This window comes from Vibrio profundum (assembly GCF_050337555.1).
Taxonomy (GTDB): domain Bacteria; phylum Pseudomonadota; class Gammaproteobacteria; order Enterobacterales; family Vibrionaceae; genus Vibrio; species Vibrio profundum.
Genome location: NZ_JAKJTA010000003.1, coordinates 45,461 through 68,231, shown reverse-complemented (window position 1 = coordinate 68,231; position 22,771 = coordinate 45,461). Strand labels below are relative to the sequence as shown.

Genomic DNA, 22,771 nt, shown 5'->3' with positions numbered 1-22,771 from the left:
GAAGATGATACCATTTATAAGATAAATATTCTTAAGCAACCTTTCTCATGGACAATATTCATACTCTCACTGAACTACTCAGTAACAGTGGCTGCCAATATCAAATATTTGACTTGGGCCGCCGTATCATTCAGATCGACAACGCTGATTTTGTCCGTGTAGAACAAGGGCAGCAGGCCTACCCCTACCCTGTTCAGCGCCAAGCTCAGCTAGCCATCAGCTATTGGAACGAAACACGCCAGCCGTGGATTTGGTTTCTGAAGTTTGATTTAGATGAACGTGGCCTGCTCAAACAGTCTGACATTGGTAACTTCCTTAAGTATGTTATGGAAGCAATGGGCTCTCACCTTAATCAAGAGATGTCTGACGAACAGCAGGAAAAACTGGCGAGCAACCCATACACCTTTAAGCCTGCCGAAGACAAACTGGCCATGTTTCATAGCCAAATACGCGCGCACTTAGATCTTCCCGTCAGCCAATATTACTCGCATGCAGAACAGTATTTTTCTGGGACACTCGGCTGGGAAAATTGGCAAACGGTGGGACTGCAAGGCATTACCGATTTATGCGCACGCATTCAAAAGCAACCGACAAGCGTCATGCTTAAAAAAGCCATGCGTCAGCTCCCAACTCAGCCATTGTATGTATTGCTAGGCGCACTGGAGCATTGCTCTTTACCTAACCGAGTGGCCGAAACGGTAGCCGATATGGCTCATGAACAAATCAACGCCACACAGCCGGATATATTCTTACTGTCAGCGCTTTGCCGAGCTCTTTCTGACGCTGACGAAAAGTATGCAAACCCCGTTCTGTCGGCGATTTTAGCCAGTGCCAAGCTGAGTCATCAAGAAGTGCTTATTGGTATTGCAGGAAGAAGTTGGCAGTTTTTGACAGATCCAGCTCACGCCGAACAGTTTTTGATTCGCTTAGCTGAAACCAACAACCAAGCGTTGTTTAATCAGCTATTTGCAGATTTAGTGATGTTGCCTGAACTGCGTATTGTGTTGCTGCCATTGTTACACTCTTCGCCAACGCCAGCGCTTGCTCACGCGTTAGAAAAGCTGCAACAATCGGCAAAAAACCAGTAATTAGGTAACTCACCACTATGCTCAGTAATCTGTTCATCATGCTAGGCATCATTGTGATTGGCGGGGTGTTCTTAAAACAGCGCCGCCAGTCAGAGGTTGCAAAGCGTTTAATTGCCGTCAAATGCCAACAATTGGATGTACAACTCATTAGTGTCGCGCTCAATCGGCACCAATTTCGAGATGCCAATGGCAAGTTCGTCTGGAATACATCCTATCAGTTCGAGTTTTCGTCACTCGGCGACGATTGCTATCAGGGTGAATTGATCCTGCAAGGCAATCGAGCTGTCACGTTTAATGTGCCGCTGCACCGAGTTTAAACTCATAACATGAATAAGGGCCTTGCGAATTTACCGCTTGGCCTTTGTAGGTAAAGCCAACCTTGTTTAACACAGCCACTGAAGCTGAGTGATTAACGTCAACCATAGCGCTCACCCTAACCAACTTTTTTACCGAACACACTCGAGGTAAAAAAGCTTTCAGTACTTCGGTCGCAATGCCTTTCCCCCAGAATGGCTTGGCAAAAATAAAACCAAGCTCAGGTTCTTGGTTAATGTGATTAACGAATACGTGACCAATATAGTCCCGTGTCGCGTGCTCAACCACTGCCATGCTATACAGGCCTTTTCCGGCCAGAACTTGATTGAATAAACCTTTGGCTGAAGCCAACGTATAAGCCCCATCCATTCCCGTTCGATTTGCCGCACTACAATTTAGCAACAAAAACTCCGATTGCAGTGATTCGCTATAAGGTAACAGCAATGTCCTTTTAGTCACTATCGTCATAAATGACCTCCCTTCCGTGGTGAAGCTAGAGACGGTATACATCCCCTCGCCTCCTCTTGAGACGCATTACGTGAGGCCAATTCGATTCCCTCTAAATTGGCACTTCACTTCCAATTTACTCTTTTTTTTTCCGCTCAGACGGCGTGATGATCACACTTTTCCTGCTTACGAATAAATCCTCATCATGTGAAACGAATTGAAACAAAATAAAACCCTACTGATGCTTTAGCCTGCCAGTAGCGCAAGCTCCCAATAGTCGCTAAAATGGGCTCAATTATTCAAGAGATTCCATCATGCTTACTCAAGATGTCACCCAAGAACTGCATACGGTGCTCAGCGCATTAGAACAGCAAGGCAAAGAACCCACCGTAGCACTTGTCAAAGCACGAATGACCACCTCAGTGCCAATGCCGGCCTTAATTGCTACGATAAAAAAGTGGAAATCCAACCGTCAGGTACCCAAGGTTGAAGTAGCCTCAGCTGTGCAAGACTCCGGAAAAATAGAGCAGTTAGAGAAACAAGTTGCGTCGCTTAGTCAGCGGGTAGAACAACTTGAAAAACAGCTACAACTTGATAAACAAACACAACAACTTACCAGCGAGCAATAACTTCATGCTTAAATTATGGGTCGATGCCGACGCCTGCCCAAAAGTCATTCGAGAAACCATCGTACGTGCCGCTGAACGCACGGGAGTTGAATGTACTTTTATCGCCAATCACAATGTGCCTGTTCCAAAACGCAATAACATCCATAGTATTCAAGTCCCTAGTGGCTTTGATGTCGCAGACAACGAAATCGTTAAGCGTACCGAAGCGGGTGATCTTATTATCACCTCCGATATTCCTCTTGCCGATGAAGTAATCAGTAAGGGCGCACTTGCGCTAAGCCCAAGAGGTGAGCTATACACGAAAGAAACCATTAAAGCGCGACTTAATATCCGTGATTTTATGGATACCATGCGCTCCAGTGGTATACAGACGGGCGGCCCAGGCACACTGTCTCAAACCGACCGACGTGAATTTGCTAATCATCTTGATCGCATTCTCGCTAAACGCTAACGGCTTCATCTAACTATGTATTCCCTCGAACCCATCGGACTTATTGAAAGCCCATACCGTGAAAAGTTCTCTGTCCCAAGACAGCCCGGATTAGTGACTCATGCCAGCGCTAAAGTGAAGCTAGTTGGCCCTGCCAACTGTCTTGAGTCGGTGCGAGACATTGAGCAATTTAGTCACTTATGGCTATTATTCATGTTCGATAAAAATCTTGAAGCCGGCTGGAAACCGACCGTCAGGCCACCGCGCCTAGGCGGTAATCAGAGAATTGGCGTATTTGCATCAAGAGCCACATTTCGCCCAAATGGGATTGGAATGTCGGCCGTCGAATTGATGGGCGTATCCCAACACGATGGACATGTTTATCTCGAACTTGCAGGTGTCGATTTGGTCGATGGGACGCCCATCATCGATATCAAACCTTATGTGCCTTACTCCGACTCTATCCCAGAAGCAAAAGCAGGCTACGCTCAAACTAAGCCTGACGAATTGGCTGTCATCTATTTGGAACGCGTGCAGCAACAATTTGCCGAGCGCCCTGATGGCGCACACGAAATCCAAGTGATTACTCAAGTGTTAGCGCAAGATCCGCGTCCGGCCTATAAGAAAAAGCAGCTCGATGAGAAAGAATATGCAGTGTATCTATTCGATTTAAACGTCAAATTCTGCGTATCTGATGACATAGTCACCGTTACGGCTATTGAAGACTTTTGACAAGACGCATTGACTGATATCATTAGCGGCTAACTCTATTCCCATGATGGGAATATCCCTTAACACCTAAATGAACGGATACCTAAATGCGTACCAGTAACTATCTTCTTTCTACCTTGAAGGAGACTCCAAACGACGCCGAAGTAGTGAGCCACCAGCTCATGCTACGTGCAGGTATGATCCGTAAGCTGGCTTCAGGTTTATATACTTGGCTACCTACTGGTCTACGTGTACTACGTAAAGTCGAGAACATCGTTCGTCAAGAAATCGATAATGCAGGCGCAGTTGAAACCTTGATGCCCGTTGTTCAGCCGTTTGAACTATGGGAAGAGACAGGCCGTTCTGAAAAGATGGGTGCTGAACTACTTCGCTTTACTGACCGCCATGAGCGTCCGTTTGTACTCAGCCCAACGGCTGAAGAAGTGATTACCAGCCTTGTGCGTAATGAAGTCAATTCTTACAAACAGCTACCGCTAAACCTTTACCAGATCCAAACCAAGTTCCGTGATGAAGTCCGTCCTCGCTTTGGTGTGATGCGCGCACGTGAATTCTCAATGATGGACGCATATAGCTTCGACATCGACAAAGACGGCCTGCAACGGTCTTTCGACAACATGCATGATGCTTACTGCAAAGCGTTTGATCGAATGGGCCTTAATTACCGCCCAGTATTAGCAGATTCTGGTGCAATCGGTGGTAGCGGCTCCAAAGAGTTCCACGTCTTAGCTGAAAGCGGTGAAGACCTGATTGCATTCTCTTCTGAGTCTGATTACGCAGCCAACATCGAAAAAGCTGAAGCGCTAGCGCCGACAGCTGAACGTGCCGCTCCAACTGAAGAAATGACGACGGTTGATACGCCAAACGCTAAAACGATTGCAGAGCTCGTTGAACAATTTGATTTACCTATCGAGAAAACCGTTAAGACGCTATTCGTTAAAGCGTCAGATAACGTTAATGCCGACATCATCGCGCTAATTGTTCGTGGCGATCATGAGCTAAACGAAGTCAAAGCAGAAAACTTAACAGAAGTGGCTGCGCCACTTGAGATGGCGACGGAAGAAGAGATCCGCGCACTTATAGGCGCAGGTCCAGGCTCCCTAGGCCCAGTTGGTCTACAGCTTCCATTTATCGTTGATCGCTCAGTGGCAGTCATGAGTGACTTTGGCGCTGGCGCAAACATTGATGACAAACACTACTTCGGTATCAACTGGGGCCGTGATGTTGAACTCGGTCAAGTTGAAGATTTACGTAGCGTAGTAGAAGGCGATCCAAGCCCATGTGGCCAAGGAACTATCCTTCTAAAACGTGGCATCGAAGTCGGCCACATTTTCCAGCTAGGCACCAACTACTCTGAGAAAATGAACTGTGGCGTTCTTGGCCAAGATGGCAAGAATACCATCCTAGAAATGGGTTGTTACGGCATCGGCGTATCACGTGTTGTGGCGGCGGCCATCGAGCAAAACCACGATAAATATGGAATCATCTGGCCTGACGCTATCGCACCTTTCCAAGTTGCTATCGTGCCAATGAACATGCACAAATCTGAAGAAGTGAAAGCTGCGGCTGAGAAGCTATACGCGGAACTCACAGCAATGGGCATCGAAGTGTTATTTGACGATCGCAAAGAGCGTCCGGGCGTGATGTTCTCTGATATGGAATTGGTTGGCGTCCCTCACACTGTTGTGATCGGCGACCGTAGCATGAAAGAAGGCAACTTCGAGTACAAAAACCGTCGCACTGGGGATAAAACACCAATTGCAATGACTGACATTGTTGCTCACATCAAAGATCAATTAGCTTAAACTAAAACGAATATAACTGGTGACGATTAAAAAGGGCTAATCGCAAGATCAGCCCTTTTTTACAATCTATTAGTGAACTATCAATCTATTAGTAGTCTATCAAGCTATTCTGTGTCCGTAGCAATAAACTCGACGTTATTGCCATCTGGATCAGTGGTAAAGAAATAGCGAAAACCTCCCATCCTTGCACGTGTGATAGGGCTACACTTCGCCCCGGAACGAACAAGTTCTAAGCAAGCATCCAAGTCAGGTACGGTGAGCGCGATATGCGAGATACCAATCGGTTTCAAACTCATAAAATCTCGCACATCACTTGAGGTATTTGAATGGAAGTGAAATAACTCGATACGAGTACCTGCGCGACTTTTTAGTAGCACAATTGTTACCTCTTCATCTTGGTAACGTTTCTCTTCGTTAAAATCAAATTGCTGATAAAACTGTTGGCTCGCTTTCAGCGAGCGACAGGTAAAGCTGACGTGGTGGAGGTTTCCCATCATCTTGATGTTATACCATACTAAATTAGCGCATTAACTGCTGTATAACTTGGCATCATAAAACATGCTAACGAATAGTCAATTTCTCTATCTTATACCACTAATTAGTTCCACATTTTAGACATGTTATTTGAGTTTCCAACCCTCCTGTTTTAACGTGTTTACACGAATTCCCAGCGAGACTAACCCTATCTCAATCAACTTAAAACCAATTCACTCGGATGAATTCGACGACATCTACCTCATTGTTAAGCAAACCTTATTCACCTACATCGAACAGGTATATGGCTGGGATGAGGAATTCCAAAGGCAGAGGTTAAGCCGAGATTATCAAGTGGATTGGTACTATTGGGCGTATAAAGGGAATAAAAGGATTGGCCTTGTGTGCTGCAGGCCTATTGACACCAGCTACCATCTCCACCTTCTGATAGTGTTCCCTGAGTTTCAAGGGCAAGGAGTGGGGAAGCTTCTGATGCGCCATATCCATCAAATCGCGCGGCAAAACAGTAAACGGCAACTTACCCTTTCCAGTTTTATAGCCAACCAAGGGGCCGTTCGGTTTTATCAAAGCCTTGGTTACTCCATCATCGAGCACGAACAACATTTTGTCTCAATGTCGGCCGATGACCTTGAGTCACACACACTACCTAAATACAAACAAAAAAGGCCAACGTAAATACGTTGGCCTTTTTTCTGCAAATCAGACTGGTTTAATGCGCAGTTGCACCAACTGAGTTCTCTTTGTGCTTTGTAACAAAACCAAGTGCCACACACAGCAAGAACACCACACCGTATAAAGCATTAGCGGTTAGCAGCGCCGTATGAATACCAGACGCCTTAACGATCGGAGCAGACACTACGAAAGTTAGCATAGTACCAACCGTGCCACAGGTAAGGATGAAGTTAACCAGCTTAGGTGAAGCGACTTTAGTTTGCTGCGAACCTAGCGTAATTAGCGTTGTGTAGATCGCACTTGATACAAAGCCTAGCGCGATGATCCAGTAACCCATATGAGCCACAGTCGATGTGTTAAACATGTACATGAAAGTCGCAGCCAATAGAGCTAAAACAACCACTAACTTCTGCATATCAACGTAACGTAAAACGACGGTTAGCGCCCACATACCAAACATGTAAGACATCCAGAAGCGCGCAACCATAGTACCGGCTTCTTCTACGCTCATGTGCAGGTTCTGTTGAACGTATTGAGGAACCCAAGATACGAATATCAACTGACCAAGAATGTAACACGTTGCAGCAATGGCAAGCACATAAACCGCTGGACCCCATTTTTCTTGGGCTTTAGCTTGGTTTTTATTACTTGCTGCTTTTTTGGTTAACTCAGGGAATTCAGAAATCTGAGTCAACACAAAGATAGCTAGATAGATAACCCCGATGATGGTGTAAATCCAGTACCAAGGCGTGTGCTTACCTAGCATATAACCCGCAATCGCAGGCAAAATCATACTAGCCATGCTAAAGAACGAATCGGTAAATAGCAGGCGAGAACCACGCTGGCGACCATCATAGAGGCGAGTGATCAGGAACGTACCAATCGACATAGTGATACCACCCATGACACCAAGCACGAACATACACAGTGAGAATACCGCCAAACTGTGTGTCAGCATCAAGCCAATCACAACCAAGATCATCAATACAAAACCGAAGTTAAGTTGACGCTTAAGCGGCACGATTTCCATCAACCAAGCGTTAAGGAAAATCGCAATCAGCATCCCCGCATTTAGGAAGGTGAAAGTGTTACTCATGCTTGATACAGGGATATTGAAAAACTCAGCAACTGGAGCCATTACAATACCCGTTACGGCAACTAGTGCACCCACAAGGCCATAAGAAAGGAAACTGATCCAAGTCAGCTGCATACGGTTTACATTGTTCATTTAAACACCAAAGTAAAATAAGTAAATGTGTTTCACGTTTTGCCAATGACCACTTTCGTCGTCATCGCGAATAGGGCTTTTGGTTATGCGTTTGGGATGACCGTTAGAGATCTTCATCCCAGAAAGGCGGTGATTCTACTAGAAGCTGTTGCAAGAATATATGACCAAAATCACTGTTTGATGGATATTTGAACGGAAAATAGCAAACGTTTGCGAAATAATTTCATTCATAGAAGCAATGGTTCTTAAATCGTGTCATCTTATAACACAATAACTCCGAAAGGTTCGAGCAGCTGAGTTTGCTGCCAGTCACAAATTTTGGCTCCATGTAATGAAACACGCCGTATATCGAGCCCCTCAAGGTCAATGTGAGTGAGGTCACAACCTTCAATATTAAAGCTCCCCCACTGCGATTTTTCGAACTCTCCCCGTGATAAATCCGACCCATTGAAGTTTGCACTAAATAAATTAGCCCCACTCCATCGGTTCTCGAATAACTCACACTTTTCAATCACAGCACGTTCGAAATTGCAGTAACTCAAATTACAGCCAGTGATGTACGCAGAGCAAAAAAAGACACGTTCACTGATCCGGTTAGTGAAGTTCGCATTCTGAAAATTCGCGCCTTTTAAGTCACACTGACGTAATTCGATGCCAAAACATTCCGCGCCATTGAACTGACTCATCGCGAGAAGACAATTCGTAAAGCTCGCATCTTTTAGGTTGGCGTAGGAAAATTGGCAGCCTTCGGTTGTGTTCACTTCTATAAAGCGGCAGTCGCTGAAAGTAGCGTCTTGCAGATTAGCGCGGCGAAAGTCACAGCGATAAAACTGGCACTGGTGAAACCTAGCGCCTTGCAGGTCTTGCTGAGAAAAGTCATGTTGTGAGTATATAGTGTCACGATGTGTCATAGTGCCTCCCGAATGAACTCCCACAGGCTAGCAGCTTAAGCCCTTGCTTTTCAACAAAAATAACCCTTTGAAAAACAACATATTAAAAGCCCTCTAAATGGCTATTTTAAGAGGGGTAGAGAGTATTTTAAGGTAGTGTAATATTCAATTGGATATGAACAGCACTACAAAAAAGTTGGGTTCAATACTGTGCCATTTAGAACATCTGACAATTTCTCGCTTCACCGATCGAGCTACACTCATCTGACAAATCGTGATACAAATGGCTCCGTCATGATACTCAACCTTAAAAATTTAATTTTCAAAAGGTTATATGTATCTAATTGGTTAGAGATTAATGGTGACAAGGATAGAGTATTTTGACCAACGACGGCGTTAGTAACCTTATTATCGATGATATCGTCGACCTTGCTGAACAGATGTCTAATCCTGTTCTCTTAAAGGACAAAAACGGCCGATACTTGTATGCCAATCAAGCCAGCATCGAACTGTTTGGTATGAAAAAGCAGAGTGACTTGATTGGAATCAACGCCAAAGAGTTAAACAATAAAGTGGTGCATCGTTGGCACAATGATTATCAACAAGCAGTTTCCGATCTTGACGCATATGTCGTACGTGCACACCGATCGGGCCATGACCGCATGAGAACCATTCCGTGCCAAGATGGCACTTTGCGCGTGCAAAATATGATCAAAAAGCCAATGGTCAATAAACTATCAAACAAAGTCACTTCAATCTTTACCTTTAGCGAGAATTTAACGAACAGCATAGCACTGACAGACTTACTTCGAGTGTATGTAAAGTTTTACCCCTCAAAACAAACTGCTATTGGCTATTTTTTGAAATACCTAGGGATAGACTCTCTGTTTAGCACCCCTCCCTCTATAAGGGAGATGGAAACTATCATATTTATCGCCATATTGGGCTGTCAAAAACTAGTCTCTAAAAACATGAACATTTCTATCAGAACGGTAGAAGAAAACGTACGAAAAATAAGAAAAAACAAACTCAAAGACGAATATTTTTGGACAATATTATTGGAATTAATGAGAAATGACAGACGGAAAATTAACCTTACGTAAGGTAATACAAATAACCATGGCGTCTAATGTATTGGAATGGTACGAATACATTATCTTTGCCTTTCTTTACTCAGCCATCGGCAAACACTTCTTTTCTACATCAGTCCCTATGGTCGCGGCACTAGAAACCTTTAGTGTTTTTGCCTTGAGCTACTTAGCTCGGCCATTTGGCAGCCTATTCTTTGGCTGGCTCGCCGACAATCATTCAGTATCAAAATCGGCAAGGATCGCTATGTTTATGATGGCGATCCCGCCCATTACTATCATATTCATCCCGAGTTTTTCGCAAATCGGTATTCTCGCCCCGATCTTGCTGGTGTCTATACGTCTCGTACAAGGGTTTGCTGCGGGCGGGGAGCTACCAGCTAGCGCCACATTTGCCTATAACCACTCAGAAAGTAAATATAAAAGGCTCGCCTGCGCTTTAGTGAATTGCAGCTCATTAATCGGTGTATTACTTTCTTCTGTCACTATCACTGTCATGCACGCCACATTAACCTCTGAGCAAATTATTGCTGGCGCATGGAAGTATCCTTTTTATTTTTCCATTCCTTTGTTCTTATTTCTATTTTGGATGCGAAAAGACTTACTTTTGATGGACAAAGAAGAAAAGCCTAAATCAGCAAAAACAGCCAGCTACTGGCAAACAATACTCCAACACAAAGCATCATTTCTAACAGGTTTTATGGTTATTGCGTCGCTACAGATCTCCTTCTACTTAATGTTTATCTGGATTCCGAGCTATCTAAGTTTGTTTTTGAAAGTGCCAAAACTCACGGCTTCCGCTTTCAATACGATGAGCCTATCGATTATGGTCGTCACAGTCATTGCTACTGGGATCGCGTTAATAAGATTTGATGGCAAAAAGCTCTTACTCAAATTGATGGGTGTGCAAGTCGTCGTCGTTCCTGCTCTGTTTTATTTGCTGATCCATAACCAAAGCTACTTTACTCTGATATCTGTCAGTGTCATCTTCGCTATTTTGGTTGGCATTATTGATGCCATCGCACTGAGCTTTTTAGGGGATTTGTTCAAATCAGATATTAGAGGGATTGGAATGAACCTCACTTTTACTCTTCCTGCGGTATTTTTTGGTGGATTTTCCCCTCTCATTGCTACATGGCTTATTCATCAAACAGGCTGGCTCATGATGCCAGCCATTATGATAGATGTTGTTCTTCTACTATCGATTCCGGCAGTGATTAAATTTGGGCGTGAATTAAACAACCACCAAGCGTCCCCGCTTCCAAGTGCTTAACTAAGTGCTGAAATGGCTCATATACTTTGTCATACGCAAATTGACCGTGCTTATGGCAAAGTATCTCTTTCTGCTCATGCATAGAAGTCAAAATATCGCTGTAACTAGCGTGAAACATCTCAGTTAGATCGTAAACCTGTAAGACCTTCCACGGTGAAAAGATGTCTGTGACGTCATTGAGATTGATCGGGTTGAATGGACTATCGTCGTCATGAAACAAGTTTTCTTCAAATACGCCTTGTGAGGAGTAATCAAACACCAGCAAATCTGATTCAGGCATCGCTTTTTTAGCAAGCTCGGTACAGGCTGCTTTTTGGTCGCTAAACGCATAAAAGGCAGAAAAGATTGTGAACAAGTCATACGACTCCGAAGCCACTTGATCAATATCCATCACATCACCCAGTAGGAATGGATGCTGCCCATACTTTTCCCGAGAATATTGGATAGCATTAATGTCTCTATCAATGCCTGCAGTCGGCACCTGTTTACTCATTATATCCACGGTCCCACCTAACCCTGAACCTATGTCTAATGCGAGCTTTTTATTCGTGATATCGACCTTACTCATGACATAGTCTACCGCTTCTCTCCCACCAGGGTGAGTAAAGTCTCCCTTTCTCACTTCTGCTAATAGGTGCTTCTTTTGTATAAAAGTGTTCATAGGCTCCTTCAATTAAAAACAATTTCGTCTAGTCATATCGTTCTCGATCATTGACAGTCGTCGCTATTGTTAGCTTACGGCTGCCCCGCTACCTTATCTGTAGCTAGAAAAGTGATTGTAAATATCTCACAAATGTTAAACATACGGGTAATCCCCGTATGTTTTCTAAAACAATATCTTATATAGTCTCATGGACATATGAGCTTGGTTACACAAACTCATATAGTGTAACGTTCGGTAGTCTCTCTAGAACGTTGTCATAGCCAACTTAATGTGCCGTCCATATTCAGGCATCAGCTGATTTAGTTAGCCCGCATTTCATGCGGGCTTTTTTTTCCAATAAATTGACGTAATCACGCTCGTTTGGGACGATTGCCCCACACAATCAATATATTAATACCCGCCTCGTTTGGAGACAGACCTATGAACCTACAACAATTCCCCAGCATGGACCCTATCATGCTAATGAGCATCATCAATATGAAGCTGCGTGATGACTTCTCCGGAGATCTCGACCAATTAGCCACGAACTTTGAAATTAATCGAGACGAACTAGAAGCCAAACTTGCGACAGCAGAGTTTGAATTCATGCCAGAAAGTGGCCAGTTTCGATAGCCACACTCCAGATAGAACAAAACCGCAGCCTCTCGACTGCGGTTTGATTACTTCCTGAGTTGTTTCTGCCTCGCCTCCCTCTGTTGGGGAAATTGAGGCTATAAGAGTTGTGCTGACTCTATCTTCGTTTACCCAATATTCTTACGAGCGTTCTGGAACATACGCATCCAAGCACCGTTTTCACCCCAGCCTTCTGGTGCCCAAGAGTTTGCAACCGTGCGGAATACACGCTCTGGGTGAGGCATCATGATGGTCACACGGCCGTCGGTCGTCGTTAGACCTGTGATGGCGTTAGGTGAACCATTCGGGTTGTTTGGGTATTGCTGAGTCGTATTACCATTGTTATCTACATAACGTAGCGCGATTGTGCCAGAGTTCTCAAGTGCCGCAAGGTGCGCGCTGTCTTTCACTTCCACACGACCTTCACCATGAGAAACCGCGATTGGCATACGAGAGTTAGTCATACCATTAAAGAAAACAGAATCCGATTGCTGAACTTCAACCAAGCTAAATCGAGCTTCAAAGCGCTCAGATTCATTGCGAACAAAACGTGGCCACAACTCTGCACCTGGGATCAACTCTTTCAGGTTTGATAGCATCTGACAGCCGTTACATACACCTAATGAGAAAGTATCTTCACGGTTGAAGAAGCCTTCAAACTGGTCTCGCGCTTGGCCGTTGAACAAGATTGATTTCGCCCAACCTTCACCTGCGCCCAGAACATCACCGTAAGAGAAGCCGCCACACGCGACAAGGCCATTGTATTCATCCAGTACCGTTTGACCGGTCAGGATATCACTCATGTGGATGTCGACAGATTCAAAACCAGCACGGTCAAATGCCGCTGCCATTTCAACGTGAGAGTTCACACCTTGCTCACGCAAAATAGCCATTTTAGGCTTAGCACCCTTATTGATCATGGAGCCAGCAATGTAAGGCGCGGCGATATCTTCATTCACATCAAAGCTAAGCTCAACGTTCAGACCCGGGTCTGAGTTGTCTTTCTTCGCTTCGTGTTCTTGATTCGCACACTCTGGGTTATCACGCAAAGATTGCATCTTATGCGTCGTTTCTGCCCAAATGGTACGCAGCTCTGTACGGTTACGCTCAACAATAACTTGTTCGCCAGACTTAATCACAACTTCGTCTGATGCTTCTACCGAACCAATCACATGTGAGCATGCTTCTAGGCCGTTTGCCGCCAGCGTCGCTTTCACTGCGGCTAAATCTTCGCTGCGAACCTGAATGACCGCGCCCAACTCTTCGTTGAATAGCGCCGCTAGTACGTCTTCACCCAGTGCTTCGATGTTTGCGTTAACACCACAGTGACCAGCAAATGCCATTTCCGCAAGCGTTACGAATAGACCACCATCACCTTTATCGTGGTAAGCGATAATTTGATCGTTAGCCACTAGCGCTTGAATGCCTTCGTAGAAACCTTTCAGCTGTGCTGCGTTGTCGACGTCTGCAGGTTTATCACCCAGCTGTTTGTAAACTTGTGCTAGTGCCGTTGCACCTAGACGGTTCTTACCGTTACCTAGGTCGATAAGTACTAGGCTTGAAGCACCTTTATCTGTACGAAGTTGTGGAGTAATCGTCTTACGTACATCTTCAACACGAGCAAATGCAGTAATAACAAGAGAAAGCGGAGACGTCACTTCTTTGTGCTCACCGTTTTCTTCCCACTGAGTCTTCATCGACATAGAGTCTTTACCCACAGGGATAGTAAGACCTAGTGCCGGACATAGTTCTTCACCAACCGCTTTTACCGCTTCGTAAAGACCTGCATCTTCACCAGGGTGACCCGCTGGAGACATCCAGTTCGCCGAGAGTTTAATGTGTTTGATATCACCGATGTTCGTCGCTGCAATATTAGTAATTGCTTCACCCACCGCTAGACGAGCAGATGCGCCGAAGTCTAGTAGCGCCACTGGCGTACGCTCACCAAGAGACATGGCTTCACCGTGGTAAGAATCGTAGCTCGCGGCAGTCACTGCGCAGTTAGCAACAGGAACCTGCCAAGGGCCAACCATTTGGTCACGAGCAACTAGGCCAGTTACCGAGCGATCACCGATGGTAATAAGGAATGTTTTCTCTGCAACGGTTGGCAAGCGAAGAAGGCGGTCAACCGCTTCATTCATTTCAATGCCTGAGCGATCGAGGGCTGGGTTGCTCACCTTCAACGTTTTAGCATCACGATGCATCTTAGGTGTTTTACCTAATAAAATGTCCATTGGCATGTCGATTGGCGTGTTGTCGAAGTGTGAATCTTCTAATTTGAGTTCACGCTCTTCGGTGGCCTTACCCACAACAGCGTATGGCGCACGCTCACGCTTACAAATCGCCTCGAAGGTAGCCATGTCTTTATCTGCTACGGCCATTACGTAACGCTCTTGAGATTCGTTACACCAGATCTCAAGTGGGCTCATACCCGGCTCATCGTTTGGTACATCACGTAAGTTGAAGATACCGCCACGCTCGCCATCATCTACAAGCTCAGGAAGTGCGTTCGAGATACCACCCGCGCCCACATCATGGATAAAGGCAATTGGGTTGTCATCACCTAGCTGCCAGCAACGGTCGATCACTTCCTGACAGCGACGCTCCATTTCTGGATTTTCACGCTGAACAGAAGCAAAATCAAGATCTTCAGCTGATTGACCAGAAGCCATTGAAGACGCCGCGCCGCCACCAAGACCGATATTCATCGCCGGGCCGCCAAGAACGATTAGGCTTGCGCCTACTGGGATCTCTTTCTTCTGAACGTGTTCATCACGAATGTTACCTAGGCCACCAGCCAACATGATTGGTTTGTGGTAACCTCGAACCTCTTCACCTGCGTGAGAGTTAACCTTCTCTTCGTAAGTACGGAAGTAACCAAGCAGGTTAGGACGACCAAATTCGTTGTTGAATGCCGCGCCACCAAGAGGACCTTCAAGCATGATATCAAGTGCATTTACGATACGGCTTGGCTTACCAAAATCCGTTTCCCATGGCTGAACAAAGTTCGGGATCTTCAAGTTTGAAACAGAGAAAGCCACCAGACCAGCTTTAGGTTTACCACCGATACCTGTCGCGCCTTCATCACGGATTTCACCGCCTGAACCTGTCGATGCACCCGGCCAAGGAGAGATTGCCGTTGGGTGGTTATGCGTTTCAACTTTCATCAAGATGTGCGTTTTCTCTTGGTGATAGTTGTACTGACGAGTTTCTGAATCTGGGAAGAAGCGACCGACTTCAGAGCCGGTCATTACCGCTGCGTTATCTTTATAAGCAGACAAGACATGTTCAGGTGTGGTCTCGTAAGTGTTCTTAATCATTTTGAACAAGGATTTGTCTTGTTCTACGCCATCGATGGTCCAATCTGCATTGAAGATCTTGTGACGACAGTGCTCTGAGTTTGCTTGAGCAAACATCATTAATTCAATGTCAGTTGGATTACGTTCAAGCTTAACCGTAAAGCTTTCAAGTAAGTAATCAATTTCATCTTCAGCAAGCGCAAGACCTAAGGTCACGTTCGCTTCTTCTAGCGCTTTACGACCACCAGTAAGAAGGTCTACTTCAGCATGAGGTGCAGGCTCTGCGACTTGGAACAAGGCTTGAGCAGCATCGAAGTCGGTAAAGATGACTTCCATCATGCGATCGTGAATCAGAGCTCTCAGTGCGGTCGTTTGATCCGCTGTCAGCTCGACGGATGTTTCAATGTAGTAAGCCGTACCACGCTCTAGACGTTTAATTTTGTCCAGACCACAGTTTTGCGCGATATCGGTAGATTTAGATGACCATGGAGAAATCGTACCTGGGCGAGGCGCTGCAAACAGCATTAGACCTGCTGGTGTATGCTCTTCGATCGTCGGACCGTAAGTTAACAATTTTTCTAGCTTCTCAACTTCTTGAGAATCTAGCTCCGTCGTAAGATCAGCGAAGTGCATAAACTCAGCATAGATACCAGTAACAGGTAGCTGCTGTTCACGACAAAGTTCTAGTAGTTTGTTAACACGAAACTCTGAAAGAGCTGGGGAACCACGCAAAATTCTCATGTGCTTAGGTCTCTTAATGCAGTTGATTAAAGTGATATTGGTATAAACTCAATAAGTTAGTACTTAGAAATTGAGACTTATGCCGATCACACCTTGTGTTGATGCGCGCATTATAAAGCATTTGTTTTTGCGATGTAACAAGAAAAGCAACCGTTTGCGTCATTTTTTTCCTAGACGTCTATCGCTACATTGTGATGGGTAAATTGCAGACGTAGGCCGTGGTTTGGCGGAATCCGCTTTGCCAATCACTATCGCTTTGATATAAAGGCATATGCCGTAAGCGTTTTGAGACGTTTAGTCCTAGAACAATTGGCTATATAGAATGTATGAGACGTATGAGTAATGTTTAAAATTTGTTTCCACCAACTACGTAACACCGTCGCCATTGTCGCAGTGTCAATGATCTTATCTGGCTGCCAAATTGAATCCAAGCCAAAAAGCGAGCTTGATCTGATCCGAGAACGCGGCGTATTGCGCGTAGGCACCTTAAATAATCAACTCTCCTACTATATAGGTCCAGACGGCCCTGCGGGTGTTGATTATGAGCTGGCACGCGAATTTGCCGACGAACTGGGCGTCAAGTTGGAGATGAAACCCGCTTATCGTGTATCGGCCCTCTACCCAGCGCTGAAAAAAGGCGAAATTGATATTATCGCCGCAGGCGTTAGCCCTCCAGCGGATACCCGACATCAGTTCCGAGCCGGACCGGCTTATTATTATGTCAGCCAACAATTGGTGTATAAAAAAGGAAACTGGAAACCAAAAAGTGTTAAGCAGCTGGTTGCCAAGCAAGACGAACTCCTAAAACAAAATCAAGGTAAGCCTATTTTTGAAGTCGTCGGCGAATCTCGCTTTGACGCAACGGCCAAGAATTTAAAGAAGAGCTACCCGAGCTTAATCTTCAAAGCGGAGAAAGAAGCCGATGTCAATGAGCTACTAAGAAAGGTGGCATTGGGAGAGCTTGACTTCACTGTCGCCGACTCCGTTGAACTCTCGCTATCACAACGTGTCTATCCCACACTCACTTCTGCAATAGAGCTAACCGAAGACCAACCTATCTCTTGGTACTTGAGGCGCTCTGATGATGAAGGGTTATACGCGCTCATGATTGAATTTTTTGGCCACCTCAAACAATCAGGCCAGCTCGCGACCTTAGAAGAAAAATACATAGGCCATATCAACACATTCGACTACGTTGATACCCGAGCATTTATCCGCGCTTTGAATGGCAAGCTCGAACGCTGGGAACCCTTATTTAAACAATACGCGGGCAACTTTGATTGGCGCTTGATTGCAGCCGTCGCCTACCAAGAGTCTCACTGGAACCCAAAAGCGGTTTCGCCAACGGGTGTGCGTGGAATCATGATGCTCACTCAACCGACGGCAAGAAGTGTGAACGTAACCAACCGCCTCAATCCTGATCAATCCATTCGTGGTGGCGTCGAGTATTTACGCCGCATGGTGCAAAGAGTGCCAGATAGCATTAATGACCATGAAAAGATTTGGTTCGCTTTAGCCTCTTATAACGTAGGCTTTGGTCATATGATGGATGCTCGGAGGTTAACCAAAGCACAAGGTGGCAACCCAGATTCTTGGGCGGATGTAAAAGATCGCTTACCGCTACTAAAACAAGCCAAATACTATAGCCATACTCGATACGGCTACGCACGCGGTGATGAAGCAAGAGATTATGTGGAGAATATCCGACGTTACTACCAAAGTATCATTGGCCATATCGATCAGCGTATCGCTAGCTCTCAAGAAGTAAACATGAATGATCTGACGGTCATTCAGCCAAGCCCTAGCCTGCTGACTCCCCCCGAGCAATCAGCCGCCACCTCGACGGCTAGCAACCCAGAAGGCCAAGAGAAAAAGGCAGACTAAAAATAGAAATACGCCTTAGGTTAACCTGTTTAAAGGCATAAGGTCGTTGTTTTTTTAGGCGACTTTTTTAGGTTAATACTTGAATTAGGCGCTAAGCAGGCCTATATTCTACCTCGGCTGGATGATATATCGTGCTAAATGAAACGGAAAGGTAGAAGTGAAGATGCCGAACCTGCCCTTTTGGTCGAGTAAAATGAAAGACTTGTTTACGCCTAACATCCAGATCTCGTCGTTAGCTTTAAAATCACTGGCTAAGCGACATATGCAATACATTACTTAATAAGGGAGGCTATTATGAAAAGTAATTTTCGTACTAAGCGCCTCAAGCCTATGGCTTCGACAACTCGTCGTAAAAGAATGTTAGCCAACAATAAAAAGAAAATTATCTGGCGCAACCGTGCCTTTAATCAGTTTATTACTGACTAACACCGCAAAAAAGCAAACACTTAATCAAATGAGTGTTTGCTTAAAACACTACTTAATTAGCTTATCCTGCTGCTTTTTAGCTTTAATTTCTTTACGACGACGTTTAAAGAAAGCTTGCAGCTGAGAACGACATTCTTCTTCAAGCACCCCTCCTGTAACATCAGCATAGTGATAGGCCGCTTGGCTATCGAATAAATCCAGCACACTGCCTGCCGCACCCGCTTTAGGGTCGTAAGCACCAAACACCACCCGATTGACTCGGCTGTGCAATATTGCCCCTGCACACATAGGGCATGGCTCCAACGTCACATATAAGGTGGTGCCCAGTAAACGGTAATTCTCAAGTGCTTGACCTGCGCTGCGCAGCACTCCGATTTCTGCATGGGCGGTCGCATCGTGACTACCGATAGACTGGTTCCAACCTTCAGCAAGAACTTCACCATCTTTGACCAGCACCGCGCCCACGGGCACTTCGCCGGCTTGCTCAGCATTCGCAGCCAATGCCATTGCGCGCTGCATAAATTGTTTATCACTGTCAGAAAAGTTACTGCTCAACTTAGTGCTCTCTTGATCTCTGTATGTCATGCATAATAGCAAATTCTCTTGTTGTAGGCTTGCCGTTCCCCCTTAATCGTTCGGCCGCACCACCGCATCAAATTCACTGTACTGTGAAATTAACGTATCAAGCTCAACTTTTCGCTTTTCGGCCAACCTGTCTAGCCATAAAACTTCGATATGTAGTAACTTTAGCGTGCCATCAGGCTCCATGGTCTCCACACTCCATTGCAGCTGATAAGGCGGTAATTGCTCTTCGCCCGCAATCATATCATGCGAAAAATCGGCTACCGACAGCGTCGAATACTGCGCCTTCGCGCCTCGAGTACGAAACCACTCTAGCTTGTTTTCTGCAATTTTCAGCGCTTGACTGCTGTCTAACGCAAATCCTGATTGGCGTTCAATATCGATTTGTAATTGAATCAAAGAAAATGCACCTAAGCTTATCAACAGCAATGCAATCAGAACTTCAAGAAAGGAAAAACCGACATTTTTAGTTGGCATACCAGCTCCCTCCTTGCCAACTTGGTTGATAATATTGACTGAGCGCGTATTCGACCGTCGCCCTCTGATAATCAAAATCCAAATCCGAGCCAAAGATAGCTTCATAGCCCAGCGCATCGATAATCAACCCTCCCCTAGGATAAAAAGAGCCTGCCTGGTAGTAACTAACCCGCTCACTTGAAATGCTTGGCGAAAAAGGTTGGTCTGCAAGTTGAGCTTGCAACGAGTCATAGGTTGACGCTTTTGGCCAATGTTGTAGAGCCCCATCAGCATTGAGGGGAGACATAAACTGATAAAGTAAGCCATTCAATTCCCCATGGCTGGCGGTGGTAAAGAAACCATCTTGAATCACGATTAAAATACCACTTGGGAGCCATAGATTGATTGCTGAGTTTATCTCATCAAGCTGAGCCTGAGTGATTTCGCAGTCTCCATATAACCAAATCAAGGCACGCTGCTCACGAACTCGTTGCGAGATTTTCTCACCACAATTGGCAATATAATCGGGCTCGGGGAGATCGGGGCTGGCATGCGCTAACAAGCTTCCATCCGCCGCCTCTAATGAGGTTGGAATGCGCGTAAAGCTTGGGTGAGACATCACCCAAAACCAATCACTCCTTGGGACTGAAAATAAGGTCAAAAATAGCTCCAGATCATCTTGCTGTTGAAAATCTTGCCCCGCATGAGCAATAGATGAAAGCCAAGTTTGATACTCAGAAGCGCATTGAACATTTTGAGGGTCAACCCAAGCGCTTTCATCGGGAGATAATGAACTGACAGAATCAGCAAATATTTGATGCTGATAACGCATCGCCAAACACACCCAATCTGATGAGCCAATTTGCTCGACCAAATCAGGATGTACATTCAGGCTTGCGGTAAACCACAAGTTGGCTGTTGCATTAATGGCGCCGTTTGGAGGCTGAGCTATCGTATTGACCTGCCTTGATAATTGTACGTATCCGGCGCGTGATTCTATCTGGTAGCGGCCGAGGCTTAATTTAGTATTAGTTAGTACGTCTAGATTCATCTCAGAGCAGCTTGGCCAAGCTTGAGTATCCATCACCCCACTACGCAGGTAGGAAAACGCACACTCCAATCCTCCTTCTGCTCGCCAATAAGCGATACGATCGCGGTTTTCAAATTGCGCCTGGCGAAGGTGTAGCCAGACACCCTGATATAAACCCAACACAATAACTAAAACCCCAACCAGCAATACACACGTGACAAATAAGGTCGCGTACCCTGACAGTCGCCGAAATTGTCGCGGTGCACTAGGCCGTCGCCCATCAGCCATTTCTTGCCACCCAAGTTATGCTTTCTTGTTCGCTCACGGTTGAATTGGCAACCAGCGCCGCTCGAAGCGTCATAGAATACAAAGTGCTCTGAGCTTGTGCACTGCCCACGGTATGGCTGGTAACCGTCAGTTGTTCAACTTGCACAACATTGCTATCAAATGTCGAATAACAGACCCCACCAGAGCCAGATTGAACCGCCTGCTCCACACTGAGCGGCTCTGCTGAGGTCTTCTCACACAACTTAAGCTGATGACTACTTTCATCAAGCCAATAAACAAGATTTCGATACGGTTCACTGCCATCTGAATCATCTCGGTACACGTAAGCAAGCAAAGGCGGCTCAGCCTGCCATACAACAGGTTGAGCCTGCCCTTGTAAGGTAATGGGCTTCCCCTTCTCTATGTCATAGCCTGCACGCTGAATATCTTGCTTTATCTGCCGCATGGTCAATGACAAAGCCTGTTGCAACACCAAATGCTGGCGATGCGCCATGGCAAGCTTCTGACTAGACAGAAACACAGCGCCAATTATGCCAAGGATCAATACGCCAATCGCAGCTGAAAGCATCAGTTCCAGAAGACTGACTCCTTTTTGCCTAACAGCTGGGGTAACCATAATCTTCTCCGTCAGGTGCGCATATTCTCACCCTACCCGCGCCGTAGGATGTAATGAGTTTCAATGCTCGTTCCGACTGTGACGATGAATAAAAGGTGATACTACCGCTGGTAATTTTTCCGCGCAGGGCATAAATCTTTATGCGATCTGAACGGAAAGTGCTACTCAGCATGATGCCTTGATAAGGCTTGCCAGAAAAATGAGCTAAATCCTCACTCCCTACCTGATCTGAATTCGTCAGTGCCAACGCCCAAGGATCACTAGAATTGCTAAGCAAAGTTAAATGAACCCATAAATCTTGATGGCGATATTTCGCCATCGATTTAGCTTGCTGCACATAACCAAGTAAGCCGGAGGCCAAACGAGCCATGTTTCTATCTTGGCGAAAATGTTGAAAACTTGGCAATGCCCAAGCCGTCAGGCCTGCTAGCAGTGCCACCGCTAACAATGATTCCAGTAAGGTAAACCCTCGCGTCATCTCGCAAAGTCCTTTGTAAGTCGAAAATCCAAACAAACCAGTCTGGCTGGACACTAACAAAAGGTGAACACTGGTTCGAATCATTCACCCGACGAGCGGGAGCGATTTACAACAAATGCAACCAACAATTTGTAAACAAAGCTGGTATGGAATGACATTGATCGAGCTTCTGATAGTGATTACGATTATTGGAATGCTCAGCGCGATTGCCTACCCCAGCTACCAAGAGCACACGCGGCAAAGCTACCGCCAGCAAGCAATGGCGGATCTAATACGTATCCAGCTGTATTTAGAAAGCCACTACTCTGAAGGGTATGATGCTAGCGAACTAACTAGCGAGGCACACTGCAATGATTTCTGCCAATCCGATGTCGCACGCTATCAGATTCAGATTGAGACGAATGACAATGAATACACCATTACCGCTACGCCACAATCGACTTATGGGCAAAACCAAGACCGCTGTCAGGGGGAACTCTACTCGACGTTAAGCCTCAACGAAACAGGCGTACGATTGCCAGATATCTGCTGGTAATGCTGAGAGGAGTAATGATAGGGGAAATATAAATCTACTTTTTTGCATCTTGTACATATTAGCCATAAACG

Annotated in this window: 24 protein-coding genes and 1 pseudogene; 14 read left to right on the top strand and 11 right to left on the bottom strand. The window is 45.6% G+C overall.

What is annotated here, in order from left to right; genetic code table 11:
* The first annotated feature begins 47 nt into the window (after positions 1-47).
* Together L4C34_RS00410 and L4C34_RS00405 are read left to right on the top strand one after the other, a co-directional pair.
* The gene (locus L4C34_RS00410) at positions 48-1,088 is read left to right on the top strand and encodes a DUF3549 family protein (protein WP_428787366.1); all 1,041 of its coding nucleotides are present in this window, start codon (positions 48-50) and stop codon (positions 1,086-1,088) included.
* Positions 1,089-1,105: 17 nt separating this feature from the next.
* Positions 1,106-1,405 carry a DUF3301 domain-containing protein gene (locus tag L4C34_RS00405; protein ID WP_428787365.1) on the top strand — a complete coding sequence of 100 codons (300 nt, stop codon included), beginning with the start codon at positions 1,106-1,108 and terminating at the stop codon, positions 1,403-1,405.
* Here L4C34_RS00405 and L4C34_RS00400 read toward each other — a convergent pair.
* Entirely contained in the window at positions 1,380-1,871 is a 492-nt protein-coding gene (locus tag L4C34_RS00400) for a GNAT family N-acetyltransferase (protein WP_428787364.1), read from the bottom strand. The two genes, L4C34_RS00405 and L4C34_RS00400, sit on opposite strands and share 26 nt — an antisense overlap.
* Positions 1,872-2,164: 293 nt before the next feature.
* Between L4C34_RS00400 and L4C34_RS00395 the strand changes: the two genes are divergently transcribed.
* From L4C34_RS00395 to L4C34_RS00375, 5 genes and pseudogenes are all read left to right on the top strand, one after another.
* Positions 2,165-2,479, top strand: coding sequence for a hypothetical protein (locus L4C34_RS00395; RefSeq protein WP_428787363.1), 315 nt, complete (start codon positions 2,165-2,167; stop codon positions 2,477-2,479).
* 4 nt (positions 2,480-2,483) lie between these two features.
* Positions 2,484-2,930 carry a YaiI/YqxD family protein gene (locus tag L4C34_RS00390; RefSeq protein ID WP_428787362.1) on the top strand — a complete coding sequence of 149 codons (447 nt, stop codon included), beginning with the start codon at positions 2,484-2,486 and terminating at the stop codon, positions 2,928-2,930.
* Positions 2,931-2,945: 15 nt separating this feature from the next.
* Positions 2,946-3,393 (top strand): annotated as a pseudogene (gene tsaA / locus L4C34_RS00385) (tRNA (N6-threonylcarbamoyladenosine(37)-N6)-methyltransferase TrmO); the annotation flags it as partial.
* A 47-nt stretch (positions 3,394-3,440) separates the two neighbouring features.
* A complete protein-coding gene (locus tag L4C34_RS00380) occupies positions 3,441-3,641 on the top strand; it encodes a hypothetical protein (RefSeq protein WP_489686354.1) in 201 nt (66 codons plus the stop codon).
* 86 nt (positions 3,642-3,727) lie between these two features.
* On the top strand, positions 3,728-5,443 hold the full coding sequence (locus L4C34_RS00375) for a proline--tRNA ligase (RefSeq protein ID WP_428787361.1): 1,716 nt from the start codon (positions 3,728-3,730) through the stop codon (positions 5,441-5,443).
* A 104-nt stretch (positions 5,444-5,547) separates the two neighbouring features.
* On the opposite strand, the gene L4C34_RS00370 is transcribed toward L4C34_RS00375, so the two are convergent.
* Positions 5,548-5,940 (bottom strand): VOC family protein, encoded by a 393-nt coding sequence (locus L4C34_RS00370; protein ID WP_428787360.1) that lies wholly within the window; start codon positions 5,938-5,940, stop codon positions 5,548-5,550.
* Positions 5,941-6,094: 154 nt separating this feature from the next.
* Between L4C34_RS00370 and L4C34_RS00365 the strand changes: the two genes are divergently transcribed.
* A complete protein-coding gene (locus L4C34_RS00365) occupies positions 6,095-6,613 on the top strand; it encodes a GNAT family N-acetyltransferase (RefSeq protein ID WP_428787359.1) in 519 nt (172 codons plus the stop codon).
* 34 nt (positions 6,614-6,647) lie between these two features.
* Here the strand turns inward: L4C34_RS00365 and tsgA are convergent, their stop codons facing one another.
* Positions 6,648-7,838 carry an MFS transporter TsgA gene (gene tsgA / locus L4C34_RS00360; RefSeq protein WP_428787358.1) on the bottom strand — a complete coding sequence of 397 codons (1,191 nt, stop codon included), beginning with the start codon at positions 7,836-7,838 and terminating at the stop codon, positions 6,648-6,650.
* A 260-nt stretch (positions 7,839-8,098) separates the two neighbouring features.
* On the bottom strand, positions 8,099-8,749 hold the full coding sequence (locus L4C34_RS00355) for a Qnr family pentapeptide repeat protein (RefSeq protein WP_428787357.1): 651 nt from the start codon (positions 8,747-8,749) through the stop codon (positions 8,099-8,101).
* 359 nt (positions 8,750-9,108) lie between these two features.
* Between L4C34_RS00355 and L4C34_RS00350 the strand changes: the two genes are divergently transcribed.
* Both L4C34_RS00350 and L4C34_RS00345 read left to right on the top strand, forming a co-directional pair.
* The gene (locus L4C34_RS00350; protein WP_428787356.1) at positions 9,109-9,831 is read left to right on the top strand and encodes a PAS domain-containing protein; all 723 of its coding nucleotides are present in this window, start codon (positions 9,109-9,111) and stop codon (positions 9,829-9,831) included.
* Positions 9,803-11,089, top strand: coding sequence for an MFS transporter (locus L4C34_RS00345; RefSeq protein WP_428787355.1), 1,287 nt, complete (start codon positions 9,803-9,805; stop codon positions 11,087-11,089). Before L4C34_RS00350 ends, L4C34_RS00345 begins: the two co-directional genes overlap by 29 nt.
* On the opposite strand, the gene L4C34_RS00340 is transcribed toward L4C34_RS00345, so the two are convergent.
* Positions 11,034-11,750 (bottom strand): class I SAM-dependent methyltransferase, encoded by a 717-nt coding sequence (locus L4C34_RS00340; RefSeq protein ID WP_428787354.1) that lies wholly within the window; start codon positions 11,748-11,750, stop codon positions 11,034-11,036. The two genes, L4C34_RS00345 and L4C34_RS00340, sit on opposite strands and share 56 nt — an antisense overlap.
* A gap of 423 nt (positions 11,751-12,173) precedes the next feature.
* On the opposite strand from L4C34_RS00340, the gene L4C34_RS00335 reads away from it, so the two are divergent.
* A complete protein-coding gene (locus L4C34_RS00335; protein ID WP_428787353.1) occupies positions 12,174-12,365 on the top strand; it encodes a DUF4250 domain-containing protein in 192 nt (63 codons plus the stop codon).
* A 128-nt stretch (positions 12,366-12,493) separates the two neighbouring features.
* On the opposite strand, the gene purL is transcribed toward L4C34_RS00335, so the two are convergent.
* Positions 12,494-16,405, bottom strand: a complete 3,912-nt coding sequence (gene purL / locus L4C34_RS00330; RefSeq protein ID WP_428787352.1) for a phosphoribosylformylglycinamidine synthase — start codon at positions 16,403-16,405, stop codon at positions 12,494-12,496.
* 342 nt (positions 16,406-16,747) lie between these two features.
* Here purL and mltF point away from each other — a divergent pair, with 342 nt between their 5' ends.
* Positions 16,748-18,289: a membrane-bound lytic murein transglycosylase MltF gene (gene mltF, locus L4C34_RS00325; RefSeq protein ID WP_428787351.1), complete on the top strand. Its 1,542-nt coding sequence runs from the start codon at positions 16,748-16,750 to the stop codon at positions 18,287-18,289.
* 294 nt (positions 18,290-18,583) lie between these two features.
* The gene (locus L4C34_RS00320; protein WP_428787350.1) at positions 18,584-18,715 is read left to right on the top strand and encodes a hypothetical protein; all 132 of its coding nucleotides are present in this window, start codon (positions 18,584-18,586) and stop codon (positions 18,713-18,715) included.
* Positions 18,716-18,763: 48 nt separating this feature from the next.
* Here the strand turns inward: L4C34_RS00320 and tadA are convergent, their stop codons facing one another.
* The 5 genes from tadA to L4C34_RS00295 are packed head-to-tail and all read right to left on the bottom strand — an operon-like array spanning position 18,764 to position 22,165.
* Complete coding sequence (gene tadA / locus L4C34_RS00315) at positions 18,764-19,300, bottom strand: tRNA adenosine(34) deaminase TadA (protein ID WP_428787349.1); 537 nt, start codon at positions 19,298-19,300, stop codon at positions 18,764-18,766.
* A 42-nt stretch (positions 19,301-19,342) separates the two neighbouring features.
* On the bottom strand, positions 19,343-19,774 hold the full coding sequence (locus L4C34_RS00310; RefSeq protein WP_428787348.1) for a type IV pilus modification PilV family protein: 432 nt from the start codon (positions 19,772-19,774) through the stop codon (positions 19,343-19,345).
* Complete coding sequence (locus tag L4C34_RS00305; RefSeq protein ID WP_428787347.1) at positions 19,764-21,071, bottom strand: hypothetical protein; 1,308 nt, start codon at positions 21,069-21,071, stop codon at positions 19,764-19,766. Before L4C34_RS00305 ends, L4C34_RS00310 begins: the two co-directional genes overlap by 11 nt.
* Positions 21,064-21,687, bottom strand: a complete 624-nt coding sequence (locus L4C34_RS00300) for a PilW family protein (protein ID WP_428787346.1) — start codon at positions 21,685-21,687, stop codon at positions 21,064-21,066. The genes L4C34_RS00305 and L4C34_RS00300 overlap by 8 nt, the downstream gene beginning before the upstream one ends.
* A complete protein-coding gene (locus L4C34_RS00295) occupies positions 21,668-22,165 on the bottom strand; it encodes a GspH/FimT family pseudopilin (protein WP_428787345.1) in 498 nt (165 codons plus the stop codon). Before L4C34_RS00295 ends, L4C34_RS00300 begins: the two co-directional genes overlap by 20 nt.
* Positions 22,166-22,280: 115 nt before the next feature.
* Here L4C34_RS00295 and L4C34_RS00290 point away from each other — a divergent pair, with 115 nt between their 5' ends.
* Positions 22,281-22,700, top strand: coding sequence for a type IV pilin protein (locus tag L4C34_RS00290; protein WP_428787344.1), 420 nt, complete (start codon positions 22,281-22,283; stop codon positions 22,698-22,700).
* The last annotated feature ends 71 nt before the right edge of the window (positions 22,701-22,771 follow it).